Origin of the sequence: Brevundimonas sp., from assembly GCF_016463295.1 — a bacterium.
GTDB lineage: Bacteria > Pseudomonadota > Alphaproteobacteria > Caulobacterales > Caulobacteraceae > Brevundimonas.
The window spans coordinates 1-12,519 of the sequence record NZ_JAEMRO010000063.1 but is presented as its reverse complement, the minus strand read 5'-3'; the positions used below and the strand labels follow the sequence as shown (position 1 = coordinate 12,519).

15 protein-coding genes and 1 pseudogene are annotated in these 12,519 nt (G+C 67.3%); 15 read left to right on the top strand and 1 reads right to left on the bottom strand.

Annotated features, from left to right (window positions below; genetic code table 11):
* The 10 genes and pseudogenes from JHC81_RS11310 to JHC81_RS11265 form a co-directional block, all read left to right on the top strand.
* Positions 1–302, top strand: a pseudogene (locus tag JHC81_RS11310) (UbiD family decarboxylase domain-containing protein); the annotation flags it as partial.
* 92 nt (positions 303–394) lie between these two features.
* Positions 395–736: a hypothetical protein gene (locus JHC81_RS11305; protein WP_292174640.1), complete on the top strand. Its 342-nt coding sequence runs from the start codon at positions 395–397 to the stop codon at positions 734–736.
* Between the two features lie 57 nt (positions 737–793).
* Positions 794–1,417 carry a hypothetical protein gene (locus JHC81_RS11300; protein ID WP_292174637.1) on the top strand — a complete coding sequence of 208 codons (624 nt, stop codon included), beginning with the start codon at positions 794–796 and terminating at the stop codon, positions 1,415–1,417.
* Between the two features lie 38 nt (positions 1,418–1,455).
* Positions 1,456–3,282: a M14 family metallopeptidase gene (locus JHC81_RS11295; protein WP_292174636.1), complete on the top strand. Its 1,827-nt coding sequence runs from the start codon at positions 1,456–1,458 to the stop codon at positions 3,280–3,282.
* 3 nt (positions 3,283–3,285) lie between these two features.
* A complete protein-coding gene (locus tag JHC81_RS11290; protein WP_292174635.1) occupies positions 3,286–3,696 on the top strand; it encodes an MAPEG family protein in 411 nt (136 codons plus the stop codon).
* Between the two features lie 49 nt (positions 3,697–3,745).
* Positions 3,746–5,098 carry a metallopeptidase TldD-related protein gene (locus tag JHC81_RS11285; protein WP_292174632.1) on the top strand — a complete coding sequence of 451 codons (1,353 nt, stop codon included), beginning with the start codon at positions 3,746–3,748 and terminating at the stop codon, positions 5,096–5,098.
* A complete protein-coding gene (locus JHC81_RS11280) occupies positions 5,095–5,892 on the top strand; it encodes a 3'(2'),5'-bisphosphate nucleotidase CysQ (protein ID WP_292174630.1) in 798 nt (265 codons plus the stop codon). Before JHC81_RS11285 ends, JHC81_RS11280 begins: the two co-directional genes overlap by 4 nt.
* 28 nt (positions 5,893–5,920) lie before the next feature.
* Positions 5,921–6,169, top strand: a complete 249-nt coding sequence (locus tag JHC81_RS11275; protein ID WP_292174627.1) for a DUF4170 domain-containing protein — start codon at positions 5,921–5,923, stop codon at positions 6,167–6,169.
* 75 nt (positions 6,170–6,244) lie between these two features.
* Positions 6,245–6,418 (top strand): hypothetical protein, encoded by a 174-nt coding sequence (locus tag JHC81_RS11270; protein WP_292174625.1) that lies wholly within the window; start codon positions 6,245–6,247, stop codon positions 6,416–6,418.
* A complete protein-coding gene (locus JHC81_RS11265; protein ID WP_292174622.1) occupies positions 6,415–6,654 on the top strand; it encodes a hypothetical protein in 240 nt (79 codons plus the stop codon). The genes JHC81_RS11270 and JHC81_RS11265 overlap by 4 nt, the downstream gene beginning before the upstream one ends.
* 3 nt (positions 6,655–6,657) lie before the next feature.
* On the opposite strand, the gene JHC81_RS11260 is transcribed toward JHC81_RS11265, so the two are convergent.
* Positions 6,658–7,323: a sulfur transferase domain-containing protein gene (locus JHC81_RS11260; protein ID WP_292174619.1), complete on the bottom strand. Its 666-nt coding sequence runs from the start codon at positions 7,321–7,323 to the stop codon at positions 6,658–6,660.
* 61 nt (positions 7,324–7,384) lie between these two features.
* Between JHC81_RS11260 and JHC81_RS11255 the strand changes: the two genes are divergently transcribed.
* The 5 genes from JHC81_RS11255 to lpxK form a co-directional block, all read left to right on the top strand.
* Complete coding sequence (locus JHC81_RS11255; RefSeq protein ID WP_292174617.1) at positions 7,385–7,774, top strand: hypothetical protein; 390 nt, start codon at positions 7,385–7,387, stop codon at positions 7,772–7,774.
* Between the two features lie 39 nt (positions 7,775–7,813).
* On the top strand, positions 7,814–9,655 hold the full coding sequence (locus tag JHC81_RS11250) for an ABC transporter ATP-binding protein (RefSeq protein ID WP_292174615.1): 1,842 nt from the start codon (positions 7,814–7,816) through the stop codon (positions 9,653–9,655).
* Positions 9,652–10,338, top strand: coding sequence for a lysophospholipid acyltransferase family protein (locus JHC81_RS11245; protein WP_292174613.1), 687 nt, complete (start codon positions 9,652–9,654; stop codon positions 10,336–10,338). The genes JHC81_RS11250 and JHC81_RS11245 overlap by 4 nt, the downstream gene beginning before the upstream one ends.
* Positions 10,339–10,341: 3 nt before the next feature.
* On the top strand, positions 10,342–11,631 hold the full coding sequence (locus tag JHC81_RS11240; protein ID WP_292174610.1) for a 3-deoxy-D-manno-octulosonic acid transferase: 1,290 nt from the start codon (positions 10,342–10,344) through the stop codon (positions 11,629–11,631).
* Between the two features lie 196 nt (positions 11,632–11,827).
* A partial coding sequence (gene lpxK / locus JHC81_RS11235) for a tetraacyldisaccharide 4'-kinase (protein ID WP_292174608.1) occupies positions 11,828–12,519 on the top strand: 692 nt, incomplete at its 3' end.

The window sequence follows — 12,519 nt, the reverse complement described above, 5'->3', positions numbered from 1 at the left end:
TCGTGGACGACGACATCGACGCCCGCGACTGGAAACAGGTCATGTGGGCCATCTCGACCAAGATGGACCCGGCCCGCGACATCACCCTGATCGAGAACACGCCGATCGACTATCTGGATTTTGCCAGCCCGGAGAGCGGTCTGGGGTCGAAGATCGGGCTCGATGCGACCAACAAGTGGGAGCCCGAGACCAAGCGCGAATGGGGTGAGGAGATCCGCATGGACGAAGCGGTGGTCGAGCGGGTGTCCGACATCTGGGATCGGCTCGGCCTGCCGGGCGACAGCAGACCGATATGGAAATGACACAGTTAGGGAATTGTGTCCGAATCCCGCTTCACACGTGACGGATTTGTAATCTAAGGTCCTTTCAACGCTCTCCCGTTCGAGGATTCAAGATGAAGCTTGCCCTGATCGCCGCCGTTGCTTTGGTGACGGCCATGCCCGTCGTGTCGGTACCCAGTGTTTCAGACGCACAGGTCCTCACGGGTCGCAGGTCGGCCCCCAGCCGCGCGCCCCGTCCCGCACTGAGCCCGGCGGAAGAAGATCGTCTGTACGCCGCGCAGGACCTGGTGCTGGAACTGGACGCGCAGATCGAAAACATACAGGCCGCCGGCGAAGCGGCGGGCGGCCTGACAGCCGAGCAGACGGCGCAGATCCAGGCGCATACGGCACGTCGGGCTGAAGCCCAGCAGACCGTCGAACGTCTGGAAGCCAAGCGCGACCGCCGACGCTCCTAGTCCCTCCGATCTCCGCCGGTCGCAAGTCTTATCGATGGCAGGTCGGCGGGGGCCGTCATGAGTGCGTTCGAGTTTTTCTTCAGCTTCTATGGTCTTCTGCTCGGCCTGTCGGTCGCAGAGTTGACGGGCGGGTTCGCGCGGCTGCTGCATGAGCGGCATCGGGTGAAGTTCGGCTGGCTGACGCCGTCCCTTGCGGTCTTTGTGGCACTGGACCTGGCCACCTTCTGGGTTCAGGCGTGGCGGTTCTTTCGCGGCGCGCCCTTCAATCCGGCCCTGTTGCTGATCGGGCTGATGATCGCCGCCACCTTCTATGTCGCGGCCAGCATCACGTTTCCGCGCGTGACGGCCGAAGGCGTCGAGACGCGAATCGACCTGGACGAACATTTCTGGGCGCATCGGCGTGTGATCTTCGGCTGCGTGCTGACCGCCAACGCCATGGTCTGGGCCTTGCTGGGGCTTCTGGCGCTGGCCCACCCCTTGTGGGCCGACATGTGGACGCCGCGCGTTCTGATCGGCGTCGTCCTGTTTGGTGCCTGTACCGCGACCGCCGCATTCGGCCGATCCCGAAAGATCGTCACGGCGGCGCTGATGATCGTCCTGGGCTATACCCTGTGGAATATGGTCCGGGCTGGCGTCTTGCTGTTCCAGGATGGGGTCTGGCTGCCTGCCTCGGGCGGTTAAGCCTTGTCAGAAGAGCGAGATCGGCCGACGAAGGCCCCATGCGCCCCATCCTGCTCGCCACCGCCCTTCTCGCCCTGAGTTCGCCCGCCATGTCCCAGTCGCCGTCCGTGCCCAATGCCGCCCCGTGGGATCAGCCCTTCCTGCCGCCCGCACCGGAGTGGAACGGAGCCAGCCGAAGCCTGCTGCGCGACGCGTCCGACCCGTGGGTCACGGCCTTCGAGGCCGATGCCGGCCACGACTTCAGCCCGAACTATGCCGACACCCGCGCCTGGTTCGACCGGCTGGACGCGGCCTCGGACCTGATCCGCATCGAACAGTTCGGTACCTCGCCGGAAGGGCGCCCGATCTATGCCGTCATCGCGTCGAAGGACGGCGACACGCTCGACCCCTCCAAGCCGGTTCTGCTGGCCCAGGCCGGTATCCATCCGGGCGAGATCGACGGCAAGGACGCAGGCATGATGCTGCTGCGAGACATCGCCTTCTATGGCCGCGACGACCTGCTGGACCGGGTCAATCTGATCCTGATCCCCATACTGTCGGTCGACGGGCACGAGCGGGCCTCCGCCTATTCGCGCCCGAACCAGCGCGGGCCCCGCATCCAGGGCTGGCGCAATACGGCGACCAACCAGAACCTGAACCGCGACTATCTGAAACTGGACCAGCCGGAGATGCGGGCCGTGCGCGGCCTGATCCTGAAATACAAGCCGGATCTTTATGTCGATATCCACGTCACCGACGGCTTGGATTACCAGTACGACGTGACCTACGGCTACAATGGCGAGAACGGCAGCTACAGCCGCTCGCCCGCCATCGCCACCTGGCTGGATCAGGCGTTCAAGCCGGCGATGAATGCGGCGCTGGAAGCGCAAGGGCATATCCCCGGCGAGCTGGTCTTCGGTCAGGACGACGCCAATCCCCGCGCAGGCCTGAACGACGGTGGCCTGGGCGAGCGGTTCTCCAACGGCTGGGGTTCGGCCGCTCGCGTGCCGACCATCCTGGTCGAAAACCACAGCCTGAAGCCGCATGAACAGCGCGTGCTGGGCACCTATGTCTTCCTGGAACAGGCGATGCTAACCCTTGCCGAGCGGGGCGGCGACCTGCGCACCGCCATCGCCGCCGACAGCGCCCTGCGACCCGCCGAAATCCCCGCCAACTTCGTGCAGGACGAAGCGCCGTCCTCGACGCGCCCGTTCAAGGGCATTCTCTATGGCACCTATGACAGCCCCGCCTCGGGCCGTCGCGAAATCCGGTGGTCGGGACAGCCCGATCCCGAGCTGTGGCAGATGCCCTTCTATGGCTCGCACCCCACCCTGACCCTGCGCCGCCCCGTCGCCTATTGGGTGCCGTCCTATCGCACCGACATCATCGAGCGGCTGGCCATCCATGGCATCCGGATGGAGACCGTCGCCGAGCCCCGCGCCGTCGATGTCGAGATGCTGCGTCTGAACGACCCACGCCTGGCCACCCGCGCCAATGAGGGCCACGTCGCCGTCAGCATCTCCGGCGTGACGCCCGAGCGCAAAACCTGGACCTTCCCGACCGGTTCTGTCCGCGTGCCGACCGATCAGCCGCTGGGCGACATCGTCGTGTTGCTTCTGGAGCCGCAATCCAGCGAAAGCTTCTTTGCCTGGGGCTTCTTCCCCGAGGTCCTGAGCCGGGTCGAGTATATCGAGGGCTATGCCATCGCTCCCCTGGCCGAGCGCATGCTGGCGGCCGATCCCGCGCTCAAGGCCGAGTTCGAGGCCAAGCTGGCGGCCGAGCCCGCATTCGCCGCCGATGGCGATGCGAGACTCCAGTGGTTCTACGAGCGCACGCCGTTCTATGATGACCGCTACCGCCTGTATCCCGTGGGCCGCGAGGGCTGAGCCATGTCGTTCCTGACGCAGATGTCACCTGCTCAGGCCGCCGCCCTGTGGAGCGGTTTGCTGATCCTGCTGATGGTGGCGCTGTCGGTGCGGGTCGTACTGGCGCGGCGCTCTAACCGGGTTCTGCTGGGGGACGGCGGCAATGCCCAGGTCATCCTCGCCGGGCGGGTGTTCAGCAATGCCTCGGAATACATTCCGGCCGGCATCGCGGCCTTGGCCGTCCTGACCCTGCTGGGCCTGCCCGCCTATGCGCTGCATATGGTCGGCGGGCTGCTATTCGCCGGTCGGGTGATCCATGCGATCAGCCTGTCCGACCGGAAACCGACGCCGGGTCGGGTCATCGGCATGGCTCTGACCTTCGTGGCCCTGATCCTGGCCGGGGCCATGCTGGTGGTGCACGCCTTCGTGGGCTGATACGCACCCGCGCCGTTGCGATCAGCCGCCCCGTCCGCCATATCGGGCCATGCCCTCCCCACAGACTGCCGCCTCCCCCGACATTCTTCATGATCTCGTCGCCAGTGCCCTGCGCGCCGGGGCCGATGCCGCCGAGGCGGTCTCCTCCGAAAGCGCAGCCCTGTCGGTCGGCGTGCGCAACGGCAGGCTGGAGGACGTCGAGCGCGAGGAGAGCCGCGATCTGGGGCTGCGGGTCTTCATCGGACGGCGTCAGGCAACCGTGTCCTCCTCCGACCTGTCCGAGCCGACCCGCGCCCGCCTGATCGAGCGCGCCGTGGCCATGGCCCGACTGGCCCCCGAAGACCCCTATGCCGGGCTGGCTCCGAAGGATCGCCTCGCCAAGGGCCCCTTCCCCGATCTGGACCTGTTCGACCCCACCGAGCGCAGTGCCGCCGAACTGGAGGCCGTTTCCGCCGAGGCGGAGGCGGCTGCCTTGGCCATCCCCGGCGTCGCCCGGTCCGAGGGTGGCCATGCCTCGCACTCCACCAGCCGCTGGCGTCTGGTGACCTCCGGCGGTTTCGACGGGGCCTATCACGGCTCGTCCTTCTCGCTCGGCGTCGATGTCATCGCCGAAAAGGACGGCGGGATGGAGCGGGGCAGCGAGGGCCGCAGCGCCCGCCATCTGTCCGACCTGCCGGATGCCGCCTGGATCGGCGAACGGGCCGGTCAGCGTGCCGTGGCCCGGGTCGGCCCGCGCAAGATCGCCTCGACCACTGCGCCCGTCATCTTCGACAATCGCATGGCGACACAGGTGATCTCGCCGCTGCTCGGTGCCATATCCGGGCCGTCGATCGCGCGCGGCACCTCCTTCCTGAAGAATCGGCTGAACCAGCGCATCCTGCCGGTCGGAGCCGACCTGATCGACGATCCCTTCCGCCCGCGCGGCCACGGCTCTACCCCCTTCGACGACGAGGGTGTGGCGGTCGAGCGTCGCGCGATCGTCCAGGACGGCATCCTGACCACCTGGCTGTTGAACAGCGCCTCGGCCGCTCAGCTGGGCTTGGCCTCGACGGGTCATGCCTCGCGCGGATCGGCGGGCCCTCCCGGCGTCTCGACGCATAATCTGCACCTGGAGCCGGGCGAGCGCGATCTGAACGGGCTGATGAGCGATGCAGGCACGGGCCTGCTGATCACCTCCATGTTCGGCCCGTCGCTGAACGGCAATACAGGCGACTGGTCTGCCGGGGTGTCCGGCTTCTGGTTCGAAGGCGGTCAGATCGCCTATCCGGTCAGCGAGATCACAGTCGCCGGAAACCTGATCGACCTGTGGGCGCGGATGCAGCGCGGCGCGGACCTGGAGTTTCGCTCCAGCTTCAACAGCCCGTCATTGCTGTTCGACGCCGTGGCCATTGCGGGCAAATGAGCGACTACGCCTCCGATCTGGCCCTGATCCGCGACGCGGCCCTGGCAGCGGGCGAACTGGCCCTCGCTGAGCGCGAGGCCGGGCTGAAGACGTGGTCCAAGACCGGCGGCTCGCCGGTCACCTCTGCCGACATGGCCGTGGATCGTGTGCTCAAGGATGTCCTGCTGTCGGCCCGCCCCGATTATGGCTGGCTGTCGGAAGAGACCGAGGACAGCGCCGAGCGTCTGGCCCGCCGCCGCATTTTCGTGGTCGACCCCATCGACGGCACGGTCGCATACATGAAGGGCAAGCCGTGGTGGTGCATCCCCATCGCCGTGGTCGAGGATGGCCGGCCCGTCGCCGCCGTTATCCATGCGCCCGCTCTGAACGAGACCTTCTGCGCCACCCTGGGCGGCGGCGCGACGCTGAACGGACAGCCGATCAGCGCGTCGGATACCGACGATCTGGACGATGCCTCCGTGCTGGCCGACGCGCGGCTGATGGAGGGTCCGCACTGGGACGAGCCATGGCCGCCCATGCGCTATGAAAAGCGCAACGCCATCGCCTATCGCATGGCCCTGGTCGCCGCCGGGGCCTTCGATGCGGCCATCGCACTGACCCCGAAATGGGACTGGGACATCTGCGCCGGTGCCCTGATCGCCGAGGAGGCCGGCGCCGTCGTCAGCGACCACCACGGCCAGCCCTGGCGTTTCAACCAGGCGGATCCGCGCCAGAACAGCCTGATCTGCAGCGCCCCGGCCCTTCACCCGTTGATCGTGGGACGGACAGCGCCTATTCCCCTCGCGCCCCGCTAGATTGCCCGCCTTGCCGAAGGACTTCGTCATGACCGCCTCCGCCACGACCGAAACCCCGCAGTTGCTTCACCTCGTCATCGGCGGCGAACTGCGCCATCTGGATGCGCCCGTGTTTCGCGATCTGTCCAAGGTCGAGTTCGTCGGGGCCTATGGCAGCTATGACGAGGCCAAGAAGGCGTGGAAAGCCCGCGCCCAGGCCACGGTCGACAACGCCCATATGCGATTCTTCATCCTGCACGCCCACCGCATGATCGATCCGCGCGGCGACGCTCACTAGGCGAAACGGAACCGGCTCCCTGTCCGGCGCGCTTCCACAGGCGTATAGTGCAACGCTTGTGAAGGACGTGAGCTTATGGACACCCTTCTGATTATCCTGGTGCTGGGAGCGATCGCGCTCGGCGTGGCCGTCTGGATCGCCCGGCGCTCGAAACCCACCCGTCCGCCCGAACAGCAGATGGATCAGGATACGGCCTGGAACGACCGGGTTAAGCCAGACACCCCTTCCGACGAGACGCCCAAGTCATGACCGTATTCGGCCGAACCCTGGAGACGCAGGAAATCGTCGCCCTCGTCGGTCTGTTGCTGACATTGACGATCTGGCTGATGGCGTGGCGGGGCGAGCGCGACTGGGCCAGCTGGTTCAAGGGCTGGGAGGCCGAACGAAAGGCTCGCCGCGACGCCGAAATCCGCGCCGAGAACGGCGAGTCCGATCCGGCGCAGCCCGGCTCCGGCCCCGGTCCGAAATCCGGCCCCTGGGGCTGAGCCCTACTCCCGCCGCAGCAGCTTGTCGGTCAGAATCGTCCCCCACCATCCGGCCTTGAACTCGGCCCTAATCGCCTTGGGGTCATAGGCGTCGCTGTCGATCCAGTCGATGAAGCTGACCCCCGTGGGCTCGACCTCGGCCAGATACTTCTCCAGCGTATAGTCCAGCACACCGGTCAGCCCCTCGCGGTGGTGCAGATACTTCTTCGACAGCTGTTCGATCGCGACGCTGATCGGCTCGCCCAGATGAAAATGGCGATAGAAGACCGCCATCATCCCCGCCCGGTCCGCACCGGACTTGCAATGGATGAGCACTGGATATTCGATCGTCCGGAACAGCTCACGCGCCCGGTGCACGCGGTCCCTTTGCGGCGGATCGCGCGAATCCAGCGGCGCATCGATCAGCGTCAGCCCCAAGCGCGCGCAGGCGTCTTTTTCCAGCGCGTAATAGGCCTCATCCCGCGCGCCGCGCAGGTTGATGACCGTCCTGATGCCTTGTGACTTCCAGTATTCCAATTGCCTGGGTGACGGCTGGTTGGTCCGCACCAGGTCCGGCCCCAGCCAGTGGGCATTCATGAACCACCGCCTCAGAAAGGCATGATCCTTCCAGACATAGTCCCACCGCGCCTTGAACCGGCCCCTAGGCGTGGAAAGATCGTAGCGTGTCATAGGGTCGGAGATAGTGACTTGCGGACGACTCGTCATCCGCGACTGTGATAGATCGCCGATCATGGTGGACGAGACCTCATCGGAAAAACGGCTAAAGGCCCTGCAAACGCAGTTGGCTGCGCTGGAGCAGTCGACGGCGTTGCGAGAGGCGCAATCGGCCCGTCCCGAACCTTTACCCGCCAAGCCTAAAGCCCGCACTCCGCTACCCCACAAGTGGATGCTGTTCATCGCTCAGGGCTGGGGCGCTCTGATATTTCTTCTCTTCATCTACCAGAGCGCTGGCCGCACGCCTCTTTGGCAACTGGTTTTGGTCGGATTGTTCATCAGCGCCTTGGCTTGGGGCACATACGGCATCCATCTCTTCTACATTCAACTGGGCAAGGACATGACAGCCGCATGGTCTCGCTACCGTAACAGGCGCACCGAGCACTCTACGATCGACAAGGCTTAGCCGCTTGACTTCCCACGTCTGCCGTCCGACCTCGGAGCGATGACGACGCCTGCCCACGCCGCTTCGGAGAAGGAACGCCTGCGCCCGCTGCTGGCGCGTATCTGGCGCGACTATCTCTCGCATCACCGGACCGCGCTGATCCTGTCGATCGTCTGCGCGGCCGTGGTCGGGATCATGGCCGCGACGGTGTTGCAGTTGCTGCAGCCGGCCATCGACGGCCTGTTTCTGGGCAAGGCGGTGACGGTCTGGCGCGTCTTCGTCATTCCGCCGGAACAGGCGCTGGTCGCCATCCCGTCGCTGATCGTGGGACTGGCGCTGGTCTGGACCGTCGCGGCCCTGGGTCAGGCGTTTCTGGTCAATCGGCTGGGCCACGGCATCGTCGGCGATATCCAGGTCAGGCTGTTCGGGGCCATGATCCGGGCCGACCTGGCCCGGCTGCGCAGCCAGCATTCCGGCGGCTTCGTCTCCAGCGTGCTGTTCGACGCCAATCTGGTGCGCGAGGCCTTCACCAACGGCGTGGTCAACTATACCCAGCACGGCCTGACCCTGATCGCGGTCATCGCCTATATGGCCTGGACGGACTGGCGACTGACGCTAATCGTGCTGCTGGGCGCGCCCTTGATCAGCCTGGTGATCCGCCGCTTTGGCCGAAAAACGCGCAAGGCGACCACCGGTGCCATGCTGGAGACCGAAAACCTCTCCACCGCCCTGATGGAAAATCTCGACGGCGTACGCCTGATCAAGATCGAGAACCGCGAAGCCGCCGAGGAGGGCCGCGTCGGCGAGGTGGTGTCGCGCCGCCAGCGTCACGTCATCAAGTCCGCCGACGCCCGCGCCTTTGCCGGTCCGTTTTCCAACCTGGTCGCCATGGTCATTGTCGCCGCCGTCATGGCCTATGCCGGATGGCGAGCCCAGTCCGGCGGAATGACGGTCGGAGCGTTCGCCGCCTTCATCGGCCTGCTGATGGCGGCGGGGCAGTCCCTGCGTCAGGTGACCAATCTGCAGACGGTCATGGCCGAGGGGCTGACCGCGTCGCGCCGCCTGTTCGCCGCTCTCGATATCCAGCCCGAAATCCGTGAGGCCCCCGAGGCCGAACCGCTTGCACCGGGCCCCGCCACCGTCGCCCTGAACAACGTCTCCTTCGCCTATGCGCCAGCAGCCCAAGGTGGTGCGCCGACGCTGTCGGACGTGTCCCTGACCGTCGCGCCGGGCGAGACCGTGGCCCTGGTCGGCCCGTCCGGTGGCGGCAAGTCGACCATCCTGTCCCTGTTGCCGCGCTTCTATGACGTGACGGCGGGGTCGGTGACCGTCAACGGGCGCGATATCCGAGAGCTGAAATTGCAGGATTTGCGCAGCCAGATCGCCCTGGTGACGCAAGAGCCCTTCCTGTTCGACGACACCCTGGCTGCCAACATCGCCTATGGCCGCCCCGGCGCGACGCAAGGACAGATCGAGGCCGCCGCCGCCGCCGCCGCCGCCCACGACTTCATCACGGCCCTGCCTGACGGCTATGCCACCCGCGCCGGTGAGGCCGGCCTGCGCCTGTCCGGCGGTCAGCGCCAGCGCGTCGCCATCGCCCGGGCCTTCCTGAAGGATGCGCCCATCGTCCTGCTGGACGAGGCGACCAGTGCGCTGGACACCGAGAGCGAGGCCCTGGTGCAGGCGGCGCTGGACCGGCTGATGCAGGGACGCGCCACCCTGATGATCGCCCATCGACTGTCGACCGTCCGCAATGCCGACCGCATCTATGTGATCGACGCCGGACGGGTGATCGAGACCGGGACCCATGACAGCCTCGTCCGCCAGGGCGACCTGTACGCCCGTCTGGCCCGGCAGCAGTCGCTGGACGGTGAAGTCGCCACGGTCGACACCGTCGCATGAGGCCTCTGCGCAATCCGATCATCCAGGCCGTGCTCGCCTGGGTTCTGGCGCAGTGGATGCGGTTCTGCTTCGCCACCATCCGCTGGACGCACCAGAACGAGGGCGTGGCCGAAGCCGTCTGGGCCAAGGGTGGCGGCGTGCTGTGCGCCTTCTGGCATTCACGCATCGGGCTGTCGCCTGCGTGCTGGCCGCTGGACCGGGCGCAACCGGCCAAGGCGCTGATCTCGCTCAGCCCCGACGGCCAGTTCATCGCCAAGGCGGTGGCCTTGCAGGGGTTCCCGGCCGTGCGCGGTTCATCGGCCAACAAGGACAAGGCCGACCGCGCCAAGGGCGGCACCCAGGCGCTTCGTGACGGCTTGAAACAGCTCAAGCTCGGCGCCCTGGCCATCACGCCCGACGGCCCGCGCGGCCCGGCGCGCCAGATGGCCGAGGGCCTGCCCCTGATGGCCAGGCTGTCCAAGGCCCCCATCCTGTTCATCGGCCTGTCGTGCAAGCCGGCCATCCGCCTGAACAGCTGGGACAAGGCCGTCCTGCCCCTGCCGTTCGGCAAGGGGGCCATCGTCTGGGATGTCGCAGACTATCCGGAAGGGGCCGAGTTGGCCGACGTCGCCTTCGCCTGGACCGAGCGGCTGAATGCGGTGGAAGCCGAGGCGGATGCGATCACCGGGCTGGAGCGCGTCTGACCGATGAGCCCCGCCCTGATCGCCTATCGCCTGCTGACCCGGCTGCTGGAGCCGCTGGCTCCGCGCCTGCTGGATGCCCGCGTCAAACAGGGCAAGGAAGATGCAACCCGCGTCGATGAGCGTCTCGGAATCACTCGTACGCCGCGTCCTGACGGCGACCTGATCTGGCTGCACGGCGTCAGCGTGGGCGAGACCCTGTCGCTGCTGCCGCTGGTCCAGCGCATCCGCGCGGGCCGGCCGGACCTGACCATTCTGGTCACCTCGGGCACCCTGACCTCGGCGGCGTTGCTGGCCCAGCGCCTGCCGGCGGGGGTGATCCATCAGTATGCGCCGGTGGATGGCCCGAACGTCGTTGCGGCGTTTCTCGATCACTGGCGGCCCGGCGTGGCCGTCTTCGTCGAGAGCGAGCTGTGGCCCAATCTGATCCTGACGGCCCAGGCGCGGGGCGTGAAACTGGTGCTGGCCAGCGCCCGCATCACCGAAAAGACCGTCAACGGCTGGCGGCGGTTTCCGGGCGCGGCGCGGCGCGTGCTGTCGGCCTTCGACCGCGTCCTGCCGCAGGACTGGACCTCGACCGTCCGGCTGGAAAGCCTGGGCGCGCGCATCGACGGTCAGGTCAATCTGAAGCTGTCGGGCGAGGCCCCGCCGCACGACAGCGCCGCCTTCACCCGCCTGAGCGCGGCCATCGGCGACCGGCCCGTGGTCGTCGCGGCCAGCACCCATGACGGCGAGGAGATCGCCCTGGTCCGCGCGCTCGACAATCTGGCAGACCGGCTGTGCCTGATCCTGGTGCCGCGCCACCCGGAGCGGAGCGTCGCGATCGCCAGCGCCCTGACGGCGGACGGCTACCGCTTCGCCCTGCGCTCGCGCGGCGATCAGCCGGATGCGGAAACGGACCTTTATGTCGCCGACACTCTGGGCGAGATGGGGCTGTTCCTGCGGCTGGCCGATGTCGTGGTCATGGGCGGCAGCTTTTCCGCTGCGCTGAACAAGCCGCCGGTCGGGGGTCATAATCCGCTGGAGCCCGCGCGTCTGGGCAAGCCCGCCGTCACGGGGCCGGACATGAGCAACTGGTCCGCCGTGACCGAGGCTCTGGTCCAGTCCGGAGGCCTGGCCGTCGTCGACAGCCCGTCGGACCTGCCCGCCGTGCTTGCGCCCCTGCTGGCCGATACCGAGGCCGCGCGTGTGATGGGCGAGCGGGGCCGTCGCGCCGCTGCAGAGGCGGGCTCGGGGCTGGAGCGGTTGTGGGAGATGCTCGAGACGCTTCTTCCCATCAGGGCGGTGCGCAAATGATCGCGTTTCATCGTCCTTCTCCCCTTGCGGGAGAAGGTGGCAGTCCCGGACGAAGTCCGGGACTGACGGATGAGGGGTCGCACCGCTCCGAGACGCTGGAGAAGGACGCCCGACTGTCTATCGTCGCCAGCCGGAGAAACCCCTCATCCGACCTCGCTGCGCTCGGCCACCTTCTCCCGCAAGGGGAGAAGGAATCTTGAAGCTGAACACGCCCCGCTGGTGGTACGACCGCGACCGGCGTCATGCGCCGGTGCAGCGGATGATGCTGAAGCCTGTGTCTTGGATCTGGGCCGCCGTCACTGCGCGGCGCATTGCCCGGACCGTGCCGGTCGATCCCGGTGTGCCGGTGATTTCCATCGGCAATCTGACGGTCGGCGGGTCGGGCAAGACGCCTGTGGCGCGCGAGGTGCTGCGCCTGCTGCGGGCCGCCGGGATCGACGCCCAGGCCCTGTCGCGCGGCTATGGCGGGTCGCTGGAGGGGCCGGTGCGGGTCGATCTGGCGGTCCATACGGCCGCCGAGGTCGGGGACGAGCCGCTGATGCTGGCGCTGGATAGTCCAGCCTGGATCGCGCGCGACCGCGTCGCGGGGGCCCAGGCCGCCGCGGTCGCCGGAGCACAGGCTCTGGTCCTGGACGACGCGCATCAGAACCCGGCGCTGAAGAAGACGCTCAGCCTGATCGTCGTGGACGGAGAGACGCGCGACGGGGAATGGCCCTTCGGTGACGGCTCGGTCTTTCCGTCCGGTCCGATGCGCGAACCGCTGAAGGCCGGTCTGGCCCGCGCGGACCTTGTGGTCATCCTGCTGCCCGCCGATGCGCCCGAGGTGGACCCGGAGCTGGTCGAGGTGTTCGGCCCCCTGCCCGTCTTCGTCGCCCGCCTGGTACCCGC